Source organism: Patescibacteria group bacterium (assembly GCA_038064855.1).
Lineage (GTDB): Bacteria > Patescibacteriota > Minisyncoccia > Ryanbacterales > GWA2-47-10b > SICQ01.
This window is the reverse complement of sequence record JBBTSE010000004.1, coordinates 1-15,979: the sequence shown is the minus strand read 5'-3', so window position 1 is coordinate 15,979 and position 15,979 is coordinate 1. Positions and strand designations below refer to the sequence as shown.

Annotated in this window: 12 protein-coding genes, 1 tRNA gene and 1 other RNA gene; 12 read left to right on the top strand and 2 right to left on the bottom strand. The window is 48.5% G+C overall.

The window, feature by feature from the left end:
• Window positions 1–8: 8 nt before the first annotated feature.
• From ftsA to AAB417_01325, 3 genes are all read left to right on the top strand, one after another.
• Window positions 9–1,235 carry a cell division protein FtsA gene (ftsA, locus tag AAB417_01335; GenBank protein ID MEK7630658.1) on the top strand — a complete coding sequence of 409 codons (1,227 nt, stop codon included), beginning with the start codon at window positions 9–11 and terminating at the stop codon, window positions 1,233–1,235.
• Between the two features lie 99 nt (window positions 1,236–1,334).
• The gene (ftsZ, locus tag AAB417_01330; GenBank protein ID MEK7630657.1) at window positions 1,335–2,447 is read left to right on the top strand and encodes a cell division protein FtsZ; all 1,113 of its coding nucleotides are present in this window, start codon (window positions 1,335–1,337) and stop codon (window positions 2,445–2,447) included.
• A gap of 187 nt (window positions 2,448–2,634) precedes the next feature.
• Window positions 2,635–5,385, top strand: coding sequence for a vitamin B12-dependent ribonucleotide reductase (locus tag AAB417_01325; protein MEK7630656.1), 2,751 nt, complete (start codon window positions 2,635–2,637; stop codon window positions 5,383–5,385).
• A gap of 119 nt (window positions 5,386–5,504) precedes the next feature.
• Here the strand turns inward: AAB417_01325 and pyrB are convergent, their stop codons facing one another.
• On the bottom strand, window positions 5,505–6,428 hold the full coding sequence (gene pyrB, locus AAB417_01320) for an aspartate carbamoyltransferase (GenBank protein MEK7630655.1): 924 nt from the start codon (window positions 6,426–6,428) through the stop codon (window positions 5,505–5,507).
• 201 nt (window positions 6,429–6,629) lie between these two features.
• Between pyrB and AAB417_01315 the strand changes: the two genes are divergently transcribed.
• From AAB417_01315 to rnpB, 4 genes are all read left to right on the top strand, one after another.
• Entirely contained in the window at window positions 6,630–7,541 is a 912-nt protein-coding gene (locus AAB417_01315) for a F510_1955 family glycosylhydrolase (GenBank protein ID MEK7630654.1), read from the top strand.
• Between the two features lies 1 nt (window position 7,542).
• On the top strand, window positions 7,543–8,061 hold the full coding sequence (locus AAB417_01310; protein MEK7630653.1) for a hypothetical protein: 519 nt from the start codon (window positions 7,543–7,545) through the stop codon (window positions 8,059–8,061).
• 6 nt (window positions 8,062–8,067) lie between these two features.
• Complete coding sequence (locus AAB417_01305) at window positions 8,068–8,589, top strand: cob(I)yrinic acid a,c-diamide adenosyltransferase (GenBank protein MEK7630652.1); 522 nt, start codon at window positions 8,068–8,070, stop codon at window positions 8,587–8,589.
• A gap of 36 nt (window positions 8,590–8,625) precedes the next feature.
• Window positions 8,626–9,027: RNase P RNA component class A (gene rnpB, locus AAB417_01300), an RNA gene on the top strand.
• Between the two features lie 27 nt (window positions 9,028–9,054).
• Here rnpB and AAB417_01295 read toward each other — a convergent pair.
• Window positions 9,055–9,276, bottom strand: coding sequence for a MerR family DNA-binding transcriptional regulator (locus AAB417_01295; protein ID MEK7630651.1), 222 nt, complete (start codon window positions 9,274–9,276; stop codon window positions 9,055–9,057).
• Window positions 9,277–9,376: 100 nt separating this feature from the next.
• Here AAB417_01295 and AAB417_01290 point away from each other — a divergent pair, with 100 nt between their 5' ends.
• From AAB417_01290 to AAB417_01270, 5 genes are all read left to right on the top strand, one after another.
• Window positions 9,377–11,803 carry a tetratricopeptide repeat protein gene (locus AAB417_01290; GenBank protein MEK7630650.1) on the top strand — a complete coding sequence of 809 codons (2,427 nt, stop codon included), beginning with the start codon at window positions 9,377–9,379 and terminating at the stop codon, window positions 11,801–11,803.
• Window positions 11,804–11,807: 4 nt separating this feature from the next.
• A complete protein-coding gene (locus AAB417_01285) occupies window positions 11,808–13,490 on the top strand; it encodes a lipid II flippase MurJ (GenBank protein MEK7630649.1) in 1,683 nt (560 codons plus the stop codon).
• A gap of 12 nt (window positions 13,491–13,502) precedes the next feature.
• A complete protein-coding gene (gene lepA, locus AAB417_01280; protein MEK7630648.1) occupies window positions 13,503–15,281 on the top strand; it encodes a translation elongation factor 4 in 1,779 nt (592 codons plus the stop codon).
• A gap of 146 nt (window positions 15,282–15,427) precedes the next feature.
• Window positions 15,428–15,802: a hypothetical protein gene (locus tag AAB417_01275; protein ID MEK7630647.1), complete on the top strand. Its 375-nt coding sequence runs from the start codon at window positions 15,428–15,430 to the stop codon at window positions 15,800–15,802.
• Between the two features lie 44 nt (window positions 15,803–15,846).
• Window positions 15,847–15,920 (top strand) — tRNA-Gly (locus AAB417_01270).
• Window positions 15,921–15,979: the final 59 nt, after the last annotated feature.

Sequence of the window (15,979 nt, the reverse complement as noted above, 5' to 3'; positions counted from 1 at the left end):
ACGCACTCATGGCGCGACCTCATTATTTCGTCGGTCTTGACATCGGATCAGCAAGCGTTCGTTTTGTAGCACTTCAGAAAAATGATACCGGCACCTTTTCGGTAGCTGGAGTTTCCGAGCAAGCACTCGACGGTATGCGTAAGGGCGCTGTTGCGTCTTCAGATATCGTGGCGCGCGGTATTATCAAAGCTGCGCACGAGCTCAAAAAACAATATGGTATCGAAGTGGGTCACGCGGTCGTGTCACTCGGCGAGCCGCGCATCGTAGGTGTCGCATCAAGAGGTGCGGTATCTATTTCGCGTGCGGACGGTGAGGTAACCCAAGAAGACATCGCGCGTGTCATTGAAAATGCCGAAGGTGCTCTCCCGCGTCTCGGTAACCGTGAGGTACTGCATCAATTTCCGCTTTTTTATAATGTTGATCGCGATACACGCTTGCGCGAAGTCGTAGGTCTTTCCGGCGCCAAGCTCGAGGTCGAAGCTTTTTTTGTCGCCGCGTTTTCTTTACATATGAGAAATCTCTACCGTGCTCTTGAGCTTGCGGGCATTGTCGCCGATGATATTCTTGCCTCTCCCTACGCTGCTTCGTTCCACGCGCTCTCACGCAAGCAAAAAGAGGCTGGGTGCGTACTGATCGATATTGGCGCACAGACATCAGGTATCGCCGTTTTTGAGGAGGGTATGCTGGTTTCACTCGAGATGCTCCCGGTAGGATCAAGTCATATTACCTTTGATATTGGCCTCGGATTTCAGATTGACCAGGCATCTGCCGAGCGTGTCAAACGAAACCTCTCTTCATTTCTTGAGCTGGGCAAAAAGGAAATCCGTCTTTCCGACTTTCCCAAAAACTTTGAAGAAAGCTTTTCTCAGCGCAAACTCAAAGAAATAGTCTCGGCGCGTCTCGGTGATATTTTTGAGCTCGTAGCAAAGCATTTAAAGCGCATTGACCGAGCAGAGCTTTTGCCCGGAGGCGTGATTCTTGCTGGTGGTGGTTCAAAGCTTTTTGATATTCAAGCTGCCGCCCGCGATGAGCTACGCCTGCCTGTAGAGTTGGCGCAGGGAGCTCTAGGGCTTGGCGAGCACAAGGAGCTTATCTCTGGTCCCGAATGGGTGACCGCCACGGGTCTCGCGCGATATGCGGCCGAACAGCACCCACCCGCAGGCCGCATGTCCGAACTTTTTTCGTCATCATTTTCCCAACGCGTCAAAAAAATCCTCCGATCTCTCATTCCATAAAGAACGCCATTTGACGATATTGTAAACCTCGTGTTCTAGAGAATGCTCGAGGGGCATTTTTCCTTGACGCTTATCGTTTTACAACGCTAGAGTGAAGCCATGCCACGCATCAATCCAGAAGCTGAAACATTCGCACGGATCAAAGTTTTTGGTATGGGCGGTTCGGGCGGAAACGCCATCGATCACATGATTCGTTCAAAAGTGCCGGGCGTTGATTTTGTCGCTATCAACACTGACGCGCAAGATTTGCATCAATCGCTCGCTCCCCGAAAAATTCACATTGGCAAAAATGCCACGCGTGGTTTGGGTGCCGGTATGGATCCATCACTTGGCAGGCTCGCGGCCGAAGAAAATAAAAATGAAATCACTGAACTTGTGCGCGGCGTCGATATGGTTTTTATCGCAGGCGGATTTGGTGGAGGTACCGGCACGGGTGCCGCACCTATCGTAGCCGAGATCGCACGCGCCGAGGGTGCGCTCACCGTCGCGGTTGTCACGCGACCATTTGCATTTGAAGGATCAGAACGCAATCGCATCGCTGATGAAGGATTACAAAGACTTCGCGAAGTCGTTGATGCGATGATTGTCATCCCCAACGATCGTATTTTGAGCATGATCGAGAAAAAAACTTCGTTTCTCGATGCGTTTTCAAAATGTGATGAAGTGTTGCGTCAAGCAGTTCAGGGTATTTCTGATTTGATAACCCTTCCCGGCATCATCAATGTTGATTTTTCCGATATCCGCGCGATTATGAAGAACGCAGGGTCGGCACTTATGGGTATCGGCAAGGCGACGGGGGATGATAGAGCGATCCAAGCGGCAAAGCAAGCTATCAATTCGCCACTCCTTGACCTCTCTATAGAAGGAGCACATGGTGTTTTGTTCTCGGTTGCTGGTGGTGACGATCTTACGATGTGGGAAGTGAACGAAGCGGCGAAGATTATCACCGAAAGTATCGCAAAAGACGCAAAAGTTATTTTTGGCGCGGTCAAAGATGATCGCTTGCGCAAAGGCGAGCTCAAAATTACCGTCGTTGCTACTGGTTTTGGTGATGGGTATGCATCTGTCATTCCAAAAAGTCCAAATTTATTCTCGGCACTTCCGCGAAAAGAAGAAATGCTTGCACCACGAGCTATCAAGCCGACCACCGAAGAGGAGCCATCAGACGAGTGGGACGCGATCCCCGCATTTTTGCGCCGAACCAAAAAATAGTCACCAAAAGGTCTCCAAAAACAAACGCCCCGCATCCGCGGGGCGTTTTTTATATCCCAAAAATGGGTGCCCGCAACAATACCATAAATGGGCCGCACTATTTCGAAAAAAAGTTGAGTTATCCACTTCCAGTCGGGTGTCGGGGAGGCATACACTACATATACCTTATCCAAAGAAATTATTTTACATGTCTACCACACCTTCGGCCATTACCAAGACAACAGAAAAAAAACAATCAGCAGTCAAAGGTCGCACCTTGGGTATTGAGCGGTTTTTTTCTCATGCAAATGTTCATCCATACGATGAAATTACATGGGAAAAGCGTCGCGCCCTCATCAGTGACTCTAAGGGTAATGTTATTTTTGAACAAACTGATGTCGAAGTCCCTTCTTTTTGGTCACAGACTGCAACTGACATTGTCGCGGAGAAATATTTCTCTGGTCACATCGGCAAAAAGGGTCGTGAGTCGTCGGTCAAGCAACTTATCAATCGTGTTGCAGATACTTTGACGCGTTGGGGCGTCCAGTACTCGTATTTTAAAGACAAAGAAGAAGAGCAAATCTTTTCCGAAGAGCTCAAAGCGATTTTGGTTAATCAATATGCGGCGTTTAACTCGCCCGTTTGGTTTAATCTCGGAGTAGAGGAGAAGCCACAGTGCTCCGCGTGCTTTATTTTGTCTGTGGAAGACAATAAGGAGTCAATCGCCGAGTGGTATAAAAACGAAATGTTTATTTTTTCGGGTGGATCAGGCGCAGGTCTCGATGTCTCATCTCTCCGTTCATCGCGTGAATATATTCGTAATCGTGGCAAATCATCAGGCCCCGTTTCTTTTATGAAAGGAGCCGATGCGATCGCGGGTACGATTAAGTCAGGTGGCAAGACGCGTCGGGCGGCAAAGATGGTAGTAATGAAAATCGATCATCCCGATATTCGCGAGTTTATCACCTGCAAATGGAAAGAAGAAGAAAAAGCAAAAGCACTCATCTCAATGGGCTACAGTGATGCGATCGACGGCGATGTGTACAACAATATCTTTTTTCAAAACGCAAATAATTCCGTACGCGTGACTGATGACTTTATGCAACGCGTCATAGAAGACGGCGAGTGGGATCTCAAAGCAGTTATGACGGGCCATACACTTGAGACGGTTCGTGCTCGTGACTTGATGCAATTGGTAGCGGAGGCTTCGTGGCATTGTGCCGATCCCGGCATTCAGTATGATACGACGATCAACCGTTGGCACACTGCGTCGGTGACAGGTCGCATTAACGCATCAAACCCATGCTCCGAATATATGCACCTCGATGATTCCGCGTGCAATCTTGCGTCATTGAATTTGATGAAGTTTACTAAAGACGATGGATCATTTGATGTGACCGCGTTTCGCGCAGCAGTACGCACCATGGCAACTGCGATGGATATCGTCGTCGCGGGTTCCGCGTATCCTACCGAAAAAATTACCAAGAATGCAAAAGATTTTCGCGAGCTTGGTTTGGGTTATGCAAACTTAGGCGCGATGTTGATGTACAAAGGATTGCCTTACGACTCATATGAAGGGCGCGCATGGGCCGGTGCCATCACCGCGCTCATGACGGGGGAGGCATATCTGACTTCTACCTATGTAGCTGAGCGTGTAGGGGCATTTGCGGGTTACCAGACGAACAAAAAGCCCATGCAGAAAGTACTTCGTATGCATCGCAATGAAATAGATCATATTGACGCGAGCTATGTACAAAAAGACCTTTTGGAAAGCGCCTACGAGGCGTGGGACAAGGCAGTAGAACGCACCGAGAAGCACGGTATTCGCAACTCCCAGGCTTCTGTTTTGGCTCCTACCGGTACGATCGCCTTTATGATGGATTGCGATACGACGGGCGTAGAACCTGATTTCTCGCTTATTAAATATAAGAAGATGGTTGGCGGCGGTTTTCTCAAGATCGCAAATCGTACGCTTCCGCACGCGCTTTCAAACCTTGGTTATAGCGCCGAGGAGGTAGAGATGATCGTACACTTCGTAGAAGAAAACGACCGTATTGAAGGCGCCCCACATATCAAAGATGAGCATTTGGCAGTATTTGACTGCGCGACCAATGCACCAGGTGGTGTCCGCTCGATTCATTATATGGGTCACATTCGTATGATGGCGGCAGCGCAGCCATTTATCTCAGGGGCAATTTCAAAAACCGTAAACCTTCCATCATCAGCGACAGTTGAGGACATCATGAGTGTCTATATGGATAGCTGGAAGCTTGGACTCAAAGCAGTCGCCGTGTATCGTGATGGATCCAAGGGCGCGCAACCACTCAACACGGGCCGCACCAAAGGATCGAACGAAGATCAGGTAGCGACAGAACGCCTTACGCGCAGGCCACTGCCTGCCGATGTTGTCGCGGCTCGTCACAAGTTTTCTGTCATGGGTCACGAAGGATATTTACATTATGGAATGTATCCTGACGGTACGCTCGGCGAAGTATTTATCCGTATGGCAAAGGAAGGCAGCACCATCTCAGGTCTCCTCGATTCGATCGGCGTGTTGATGTCGGTATCACTCCAATATGGTGTGCCGGTAGAAACAATCGTACGCAAGTTTGTCCACGCGCGATTTGAGCCAGCCGGCTTTACTGAAAATCCCGATATACCTGTTGCCAAATCAATCCTTGATTATCTTGCAAAGTTTTTAGCACTTAAATTTTTGAGTTCTGACGATCAGCATGGCCTCGGCATTTACGCCGAATCGATGGCGCCCGCCACAGAGACCACCACCGACTCTCCACATACCGAAGTGACCGTACAAAATACCGAAATCGTACGCGTAGAAAAGATGACTGTTTCCTCCTACCTTGATGCTCCTGCATGCCGTTGTGGCGCGATTATGGTCAGAACGGGTTCTTGTTATACCTGCCGGTCATGCGGAGCGAATGTAGGTTCCTGTGGATGAGTGAAAGTATTTTTCAATTTTGAGATAAGGGCACAAAACCCCCACGCTTCGGCGAGGGGGTTTTGTGTTCTAGGGAAATAAAAAATCCCTACACGCATGATTGCGGTAGGGAATGAGGACTACGAGAGCACCATGCTCAAGAGCGCCATGCGGACAAAGAGCCCGTTGCGTGCTTGGCGAAAGTACGCGGCACGCGGGTCACTGTCTACCTCGGTGGCGATCTCATCGTTGCGCGGGAGCGGGTGGAGTATGATCGCATTCGGTCGCATAGCAGCGAGGGTTGCACTCGTGATGATGTAGCAGCCTCGCTGGACTCTCGCGAGCTCGTCTGCGTCAGTATAGCGCTCTTTTTGGATGCGTGTCTGGTAGATGATATCTACCAGCGGCACAATTGCTCCAAGGTCATCGGTGAGCTCGTACGCGATGCCGTGCTCGCCAAGATGGGCGAGGATGTCAGGAGCGATCTGCGCGCTTGGTGGTGCTACGAAATAGATCTTGGCGACCGCGTACTTTGAGAGGAGATACGCTAGTGATCGTACTGCGCGACCCTTCGCCAGATCTCCGACGAGTGCTGCGGTGACACCATCGATACCGCCAAGCTCTCGCCGGACGGTGTACAGATCGAGGAGTGCTTGTGTGGGATGTTGACCAGAGCCATCGCCTGCATTGATGACAGGCACTTTACTGACCTTTGCCGCGCGCTCAGCCCCACCCTCTTTATCGTGTCGGAGCACGATGACATCCGCATAGTTTTCAACGACACGGATGGTATCCTCCAAACTCTCACCTTTGAGGGCTGAGGAGAACTTGCGTGCGCTTTCCGTGCCAATAACCTTGCCGCCAAGGCGGATCATCGCCGCCTCAAATGAGAGGCGCGTGCGGGTTGAGGGCTCATAGAAGAGAGCTGCCATCGTTTTGTTCGGGAAGTGGTTGATGTTGCCGAGCGCTGAGACCCGTTCAAAGAGTTCTGCTTGCAAGAAGAGCTCCTCGAGAAGTTCGCGCGTGAACTGCTGGGATTTATAGACATGTTTTAGTATTGCCAAGGTGCACCTCCACTAGTTGTCTCGGGTTAGTAAAGCAGAGTTGCGATACTTTTGTAAACTGATACAAATGGGTTATATCGTATACCATCATCAGTGATGGTAGGAGTTCTATCAAGGCAACGCCTTGATATTTAAGCATTAAACAAACATTGGAGAAGCCCACCACGGTGGGTCTTTTTATTAATAAGTCATTATTGTACTATGAATATCATTATTAAAAATAACAAAATCGGCATCTTTCTACTTCTGCTAGTCGGCGGAGCTATTATATATTACGGCGGTAGCAGAGAGTCGGAACAGCAAAAATCGGAGTTGATTCCTGTGAGTTCGATCACACACGGTCATGGTCTTGCGCTGGATAGAGAAGACCGGTCAAAGTTATATATTGCTACTCATCACGGCTTACTCTTACTCAAAGACGAAAAAGAACTCTATCGAGTTGGCTCAAGTAAAGATGACTATATGGGTTTCTCCGTACATCCAACAGAATCTAATATCTTTTTATCTAGCGGTCATCCGGTAGGAGGCGGCAATATTGGTTTTCAAAGATCCGAGGACAAAGGGTTTACATGGAAGAAAATTTCCGATGGGGTAAATGGTCCGGTAGATTTTCATGCGATGGCGGTTAGTCCTGCAAATCCGAGTATCATGTATGGATGGTACCAAGGTACTCTTCAGCGAAGTGATGATGGAGGGATAGCGTGGAAAATTGTGAATAAAGATATTCTGGCAGTGCAACTTGCCGCTCATCCAAAAGATGAAAATATCATATACGCATCAACACCAAACGGACCCGGAGTGCTAGTCAGTAAAGATAAGGGCGTGACATGGAGCGATCTTTCAGATGATTTGCGGGGTGGACAGGTGGCTGTCATGGCGATTAATCCAAGAGAGCCTAATAAAATGCTTGCGTATGCTGAAAAGCAGGGAGGTCTTGCTGGTAGCAGTGATGGTGGGGAAACATGGTCAAATGTTCCAGAAGATTTTGAAGGCGAGACGGTATTGTATATTGTGTATAGCCCGCATGATCAAAATACTGTTTACAGCATTACACATAAGAACTCGATTTATAAAAGTGTAAATGGGGGAGAGGGCTGGGTTAAAATTCACTAGTATGGGGTTCATATCTACGATTTACTCGGCGGCTCATGCCACCCTTTCTTCGGGGAGGCTTGCCCTTGCATTTGCCATTCTTTGGGCGCTTCTTTTTGCAGGTATGTTTTCCATACCCGTCGTCGCTATCCCAGGAAATAATATTGGGTTCCAGGCGGAGCTCTTTAGATTCGGGGATTACGGCTTATTGGCGGTATTAGGTTTCTTTGGCGCTCTTACCCTAACTATTCAGATCAATATATTTCTTCAAAAATTTGAGACAGTTCGACAGACAATGGGTAGCGCGGCATTGAGTGGGGCAGGCTTGCTGTCAGGTGTCTTTTCTTCTCTCTTCGCATCTGCTACCTGTGGTATGTGTCTTGTGGCGCTCTTCGGTTTTCTGGGGTTTAGTGCAGTTCTTACGATCATCACCTATCGTTGGTATATTGTGGCAGCTTCTTTCTTGTTGTTATTTATTTCGCTTTACTTCGCTTCATCACGGTTAAATGAAGGATGTAAGGCATGTGCGGTAAAAAATTAATGAGGTATGTTTTATATCTTTACAGGTGACGGCAAAGGTAAGACTACGGCGGCGCTTGGTCAGGCATTGCGCGCGATAGGTGATGGCAAGCGTGTGTTGATGATCCAGTTTATCAAAGGGCCGTGGCCATCAGGTGAAGATGAGTCTTTCAAACGATTAGCACCAGAATTTGAATTACGAAAACGAGGCAAAGGATTTGTAGGTATTTTAAATGATAAGCTACCAAGAGAAGAACATGAGCAGGCGGCACGCGACGCGCTCGCAGAACTCGTGCGCGAGACCGAGTCAGGCGCGTGGCATATCGTGATCGCAGACGAGATCAATAACGCGCTCGATTTAAATTTAATTACAAATGATGACGCGATGAAATTGGTAGATATAGTGGTAGAGAAAAAAATAGATCTAATATTTACCGGTAGGGGAGCAAGACAAATATGTATCGATCGCGCGGATTTAGTATCAGAAGTACACGATGTAAAGCATCCATTTCACGATGGCAAAAAAGCGAGGAGGGGGATTGAATATTGAGCTTGATTTTTTCTGGAAATCTGCTATAATACCACATAGATACGCTGAGTAATCGCTTGTGTACGCAAGTGCATGAGAGGAAAGTCCGGGCACCATTTCAAAGATTTTTTCTTTGATAAAGTGGCAATGGCTAACGACCATCCATTCCGTCTCACTAGTAATGGTGAGCCGAGATACGAGATAGTGCCACAGAGACCAAACCGCCGATCGTCATCAGCTTGAGGTAATGCTCAAAATGTTGAAGGAGGTAAGGGTGAAAAGAGTGGTGTAAGAGACCACAGCGTGCGTGAGCAATCACGCACGGAGGAAAACACTTGCCCGGTGCAACTCCCGTACTATGCGAAAGCATTTTGTCGGAGGCTCGAGCTCGTCGGGTAACCACGAGCCCAGATAGATGATTACATAAAACAGAACCCGGCTTACGGGCGTATCTAAAAACAATCCCGCAGTTGCGGGGTTGTTTTTTTATTCTTCCTCAATGCTTATATGAAGTTTGCGAGATTTTCGTGGGTTGGTTTCGATGCTTTTTATAACACTATCAAGGTCGTCTTTTTTATATACACGATAATTGTTCATAGGATGGCGGTAGGCGATAAGTTTACCATTTTTGTCCCAGTTGCGAAGAGTAAGGGCGCTCACGCCTAAAAGTGAGGCAGCTTGTTTAATAGTGTAGTAGCGTTGATCCATACTTGAATAATCTTGATGAAGGTTTGAGATGGCTTGATCCTTCCCCCCATTTATATCCACAGCTTGCCTATCGCATTATCTTATGATTAGTATAGGTCATATGAACAGTAAATCAATGGATATCTACGAAGACGATATTGTATCGGGTGGTATTGACGCAGGTAATGACAGCGCAAGCGTGGAAGAGTCAGCTCTATCGAAGGCCGGAAGGTGGGTTTTTTATGCCTTCCTTCTTTTATTTCCTATTTGGTTTTTACCGAGCACAAGTAATCCTGTCGAGCTCAACAAGACATTTCTCGCAGGTATAACACTCTCAGTGTCGCTTATGCTTCTTATAGGAGGTATGTTGCAAGAGGGGGTTATCCGTTTTCCGCGCGCACGGTTTTTCTCAGCGGCGATCGTGTTTATAGCGGTATGGACGGCGGCTGCGTTGTTTTCCACAAGTCCTATCCAGTCTCTTTGGGGATTTGGTAGCGAGCCGCTTGGGTGGACACAAATAGTTGTTGCGGTTATCGCACTCTTTGTAGCACCCTTGGCACTTCGCGATATTCGTCAGGTACATCGCGCGCTCTCGCTTTTTGCTGTCGCGGTTGTGATCCAAGCATTCTTTTTTCTTGTTCAGAGCGTTAGTGGCGTCGATTTTTTCTCGTGGGAGTTTGCCCAACCTCGTTCGTTTAATTTGTTCGGCTCATGGAATGCGCTCGCAACATTTTTTGGTTTGAGCGTGGCGCTCTTTCTACCATTCGTAGGGCTTCGCTTTTGGGCATCGTATGCCGCGCTTGCATTCGCGGTTCTCGGGATGTTTTTCGCAAACTTCCCGACTGCTTGGATTGTCTTAGGTGTCGTAGCACTTTTATTTGTAGCTCTTTCTCTCTCTCACCGTGAGCAACGCTCGTCACTTTTTGGTGCCGCACTTATGCTCCTCATTTTCTCGGTACTCTTTGTTCTATTAACCAACACCCTTGCCACTGCGTTTAGTGGCGCTGATAACTTTGGTAAAACACAAGAGGTTATACCAGCGTTTGGTAATACGGTAGAGATAACCAAAAAGGGTCTTGCCGAATCACCCATACTTGGTACCGGACCAAACACCTTTGGTTTTCTGTGGGACCGTTTCAAGGATCCTGCGGTTAACACGACGATATTTTGGCAGACGCGATTTAATTCAGGTTTTAGTTCGTTTCTCCAACTCGTACTCGAAGGCGGTATCCTCGGCACGATTACCTTCTCGGTGTTACTTGGATTTTTCTTTGCCAATGGCATACGCGCGCTCGCACGCATGACGGGGCCTGAGAGCGTCTATGTACGCGCGACCTTTGCCGCGTCCCTCTACTTGGCAATTATGTGGTTTTTGCATCCACTCTCTGGCGCACTTGTACTTCTTACTTTTGTGTTTCTCGGGTTGTTTTACGCATCACTCAGAGACGCTGGAGTCATCGCGACGGGAACTGTTAACCTTTTTGAGACAAAAGAACGAGGATTTATTTTCTCGCTTATTCTTATCTTTGTATTGGTATCAAGTGTCGCTGGCGTGTACTTTCAAACGGTGCGGTATCTAGGTTCAGTCGCCTTTGCGCGCGGTGTTGATGTGTTTAACCGTGAGGGCGCGGCCAATACCGCGCTTGATTCTGTAAGAGCTGCGATTGAACTCGATCAGTATCAAGATCGGTACTACAGGACAGCGGCACAGCTTCAATATGTAAAGATGACGCGCGTTCTCAATCAACAGGGTGCTGAGCGCGAAAAACAGTTTGAAGAATTTCGTGTAGCGTACAATGAAGGTCGCGTGATGGCTGAGCTCGCGCGCGATTATGGCAAAAAAGATGCACTCAATTACCGGATGTTGGGGCAAATCTACGAGCTCGCTATTCCTGTCGAAGAAAGCATCTCGAAGTTGGCAATAGAAAATTACGAGACAGCTCTCAACTTGAGTCCCAACGATCCATCTATCTATGTAGATCTCGCGCGAACCTATCTTGCCATTTCGGATGTCACTATCTTGCGTGGCGGCGGGTCTACCTCGCGTAAAATCGCTGGCGAGTACCAAGACAAAGCAATAAAATATTTGAGTGACGCGACCAACCTTAAGCAGGATTACGCGCAAGCGCACTTTACCCTCTCGCGTCTGTATCTTGATCGAGGTCAGCTCGATGAGGCGATCAGTCGTGGAGAGGCGGCAGTAACACTTGCACCTAAAAATGTAGGCGCACTCTTTCAGCTCGGATTCCTGTACTATCAGAAAGAAAACTTTGTCGCGGCCGAACCGATATTTCGCGAAGTGATTAAGCTTGCTCCAAACTATTCAAACGCTCGTTATTTCTTGGGGCTTATCTATGATCGTAACGGTAACGCTGACGGTGCGCTCAAAGAATTTGAAGCTATTGCTGAGCTTAATCCTGGCAATGAGGAGGTGGTGCGTATCGTTGAAGCACTTCGCGCGGGCCGGAAGGCCGCAGATGTTTTAGGCGATCCGCCACCAGAAAAACGAAAGGGCACTCCACTTCCTGAGGAAAAACAGATACGATAGAGGAGTGACACCTTCTCGTTTCTTTAAAACCGAGTTAGCAGGAGTGCATCAAACAGCACTCCTGCTTGCTTTAACAAATATTGTAAACGGTGTTTTGGGGCTGTTGCGCGATCGTTTTTTGGCAGCCGAGTTTGGCGCTTCGCGTTCCCTCGATATCTACTACGCTGCATTTCGTATACCGGATATTCTTTTCTCACTTTCGCTTTTTTTTATCGCATCTACCGCGTTTATCCCGCTTTTTATCGCGCGCGAGGAAGAGTCTCCAAAAAAGGCACAGGCATTTTTCGATTCTTTAGTGACTATTTTTCTGGTAGCCATGTTGGTGGCTATCGGTATTGCCTACCTGTGTATGCAATGGATTATTCCTTGGATGGTGCCAGGATTCTCCGCGGGTGAAGTGGCGACCACCGTCATGCTTTCTCGTATCATGCTATTCTCTCCATTGTTTCTCGGTCTCTCAAGTTTGATATCGGGTGTTATTCAGTCATCAAAACGATTTTTTGCGTACGCAGTAGCTCCCATATTTTATAACGCAGGCATCATTATGGGTGTTGTAGTATTTTTGCCCGAATGGGGGATTGCGGGGCTTGCCTATGGCGTGGTGCTTGGAGCGGCGCTCCATATGGTAGTGCAAATCCCCGCGCTTCTTTTGATACACGCGTTTCCCCGCCCTCGCATTAGTCTTGAGGCGCGCCCGTTCGATATTGTCTCCTACTCGTTTCCGCGTGCATGTGCGCTCTCACTTAATCAAGTATCCCAGCTTGTGCTAACGGCCATCGCGTCTACTCTCGGTGCAGGAGCTATCGCTATTTTCAATCTCTCGCATAATCTTTTTGCTTTACCGCTTACGATCATTGGGCTTTCGTATAGTATTGCGGCATTTCCGACCATGGCAGAGCTCGTACTTAAAGATGAAAAAGATCTTTTCTTTCGGCAGTTTACCAACGCATTGCGGCATATTTTATTTTGGACAGTACCTGCCACTATGCTTTTTATTGTATTTCGCGCGCACATTGTACGGTTGGTGTTGGGTACGGGAGCGTTCGCATGGCTCGATACGCATCTGACGATTGCCAGTTTGTTTTTGTTTTCATTTGCTATTGTCACACAGAGTGTCGTGACGCTTGCGGTGCGTGCGTACTACGCGCTCGGGCGTATTCGTGAGCCACTCAAATATAATGTCGCCTCCTTTGTCGTGACGGTTGCAGCGGCACTCAGTGGCGTGTTTGTGATGGAAGAAAGTATGGTCGCAAAACAATTTTTTGCATGGATCTTGCATATTCGGATAGAAGATGTGGCGACTGCCGATATCGAGTTTTTAGCACTTCCCTTGGCATATACACTCGGATCATTGGTAAACGCGGTGCTCCTGATGCGTAGTATCTTTCGGCTCGATGGCAAAACGACGCGTCGCGTGCTCGGTGTAGCGGTAAAGCGCATTACAGGTCTCGGTATCGCGATGGCGCTCGCGGGCTATGTAACGCTTTCATTTTTTGCCGACACCTTCCCACTTGAGACGACGCTTGCAGTTTTTGCGCACGCCTTTTTGGCGGGCGTAGTATCAATCACAGTCGGTATCATGCTCGCAGAGCGTATGGAGATGCCCGAATACCAAGAGATCAAAGCGGCGCTCGTCACACGCTTCTCGCGTCGTGAGGTCTTGCAACCCGAGACAGAGCACCTATAATGCGGGGTACCTATGGACCTCGGTCATATACGCAATTTTTCGATTATCGCTCATATTGATCACGGCAAGTCGACCCTTGCCGATCGTTTTTTGGAATACACGGGTACGGTAGAAAAACGCAAGATGAAAGAACAAGTGCTCGATTCGATGGATCTTGAGCGCGAGCGCGGGATTACTATTAAAATGCAACCGGTACGGATGGAGACAGGCGGGTACATCGTCAATCTCATCGATACTCCCGGCCATGTCGATTTCTCGTATGAAGTATCGCGCGCGCTTTTGTGTTGTGAGGGTGCGCTGTTGTTGGTGGATGCCACCCAAGGTATCGAGGCGCAAACGCTCTCGCATTTTTTTGTAGCAAAAAAACTCGGCCTCACTTTTGTACCGGTGGTCAATAAGATTGATTTGCCGCATGCAAATCCTGATGCGGTGATCGCGGAACTATGCGAACTTGGTGGATTCGCGCCCGAAGAAGTTTTTAAAGTGTCTGCCAAAGATGGTGTTGGTGTGCCCGAGCTCATCGCGGGTATTATCAAGCGCGTACCGCCACCAGAGAGCAAAAAAACATATCTTCGTGCGCTAGTGTTCGATTCTTTTTTTGAAAGTCACAAAGGTATTATCGCGTCAGTTCGTGTGATGGACGGTGAGCTCAAGACGGGCGATTCTCTGTATCTCTTTGCGCGTGGCAAACAATTTGTAGCAAAAGAGGTGGGATATTTTACGCCCACCATGAAAGCAAAAGATAAGTTGGCGGCGGGTGAGGTAGGGTATGTGGTGACCGGTATCAAAGAGCCGGGCGAGGTGCGCGTGGGTGATACGATTATCGAACAGAGACAAAAAGTGCACGGCGCAGAGCCCTTACCCGGGTATTTGGAACCGCGCCCGGTAGTCTGGGCAAGTTTTTTCCCAACCGATCAAGGAGATTTTTTTACACTCGGTGACGCACTCTCAAAGCTTAAGCTCAATGACTCATCGTTGGCGTTCGAAGAGCGGGCAAGCATGGTGCTCGGCCGCGGGTATGAGTGTGGATTTTTGGGGACCCTGCACCTTGAGGTGACTGCTGAGCGATTGCGCCGTGAGTTTGATCTTGATTTTGTGGTCACCCATCCATCAGTGACCTATCGCATCTGGCGCAAAGGCATGCAGGAGCAGATTGCCAATGCCGCACTTTTTCCAAAACATCACGAGTGCGAAAAAGTAGAAGAACTTTGGATGAAACTTGAGATCATTACGCCACCCCAATATTTGCAGGATGTCGTTCGCACAACCGAATCATTTGAAGGTGCCATAGGTGATATGAAGGTGGGTTCTACCGGACGCCTGACGCTCGATGCGCGTTTGCCGTTGCGCCAGATGATCAATGGGTTTTTTGATTCACTCAAATCTTCTACCAAGGGATACGCATCATTTCATTACGAAGAAGATGGCTGGCGGCCGGCGGACTTGGTGCGTATTGATATCATAGTTTCCGGTGATAGGGTAGAGGCACTCTCGCGCGTGGTGCGTACGGATGCAGGTGAGCGTGAGGCGCGGCGCATTGTCGATAAGGTAAAGGCAGCCCTCCCGCAAGAACTTTTTGTGGTCAAAGTGCAAGGTGAGATTGAGGGGCGTACTGTGGCGTCAGCATCCATTAGTGCGATGCGCAAAGATGTCACCGGATATCTGTACGGTGGCGATCGGTCGCGTAAAATGAAGCTTTGGAAAAAACAAAAAGAAGGCAAAAAGCGCCTTCAGGCGGAGGGGCGCGTATCGATTGAACCCGAGGTCTATCTCAAACTGCTCAAAATGTAGCGAACCTAGAGGAACACGCTGGGTGGTATGAGAAAGAGGATCATGCTCAGTGCCACAAAGACGGCTACCGCAGTCCAAACAGCTCTTACCATTTTTTGTTTTCGCTTTCTTTGCATTACACGATAGTATACAAGGGTATGCGCCGTATGCAAGGAAAAAGAAAACAGGTCGTGTGGTTTTGGCGAATCGGTCTTGTCTTGGCGTTCATTTTTGCCGTCACCGCAGTAACACGCACAGCATTTGTTTTCTTTCAGGCGCGCACAGCATTTCGCGAGACAGGCGCGGTTGATGACGCGATCGGTAAGCGCGAACAAGAAATCCGCGAGCTCGAGACGCGCATTACCAAACTCAAGTCAGGTGAAGGTTTGGAGATGGAGGCGCGAGGTCGGCTTAATCTACAAAAACCCGATGAAGCAGTAGTGATTATTGTTGAAGACGAAAAGAAAAAAGAAGTAACATCTGACAACGCTGACCGCCCATGGTGGAAAAATGTACTTGGCTGGGTCGGTATTGCCCTCTGAGATAGTTTTTGACAGACTAGTGAAGTAAAGAAAAAGGCCTCGACGCGGACATAGTTTAGTGGCAAAATGATTGCTTCCCAAGCAATAGATGGGAGTTCGATTCTCCCTGTCCGCACCACGCCACCTTAGCTCAGCTGGTAGAGCAGCACTTTCGTAAAGTGAAGGTCCCCGGTTCGA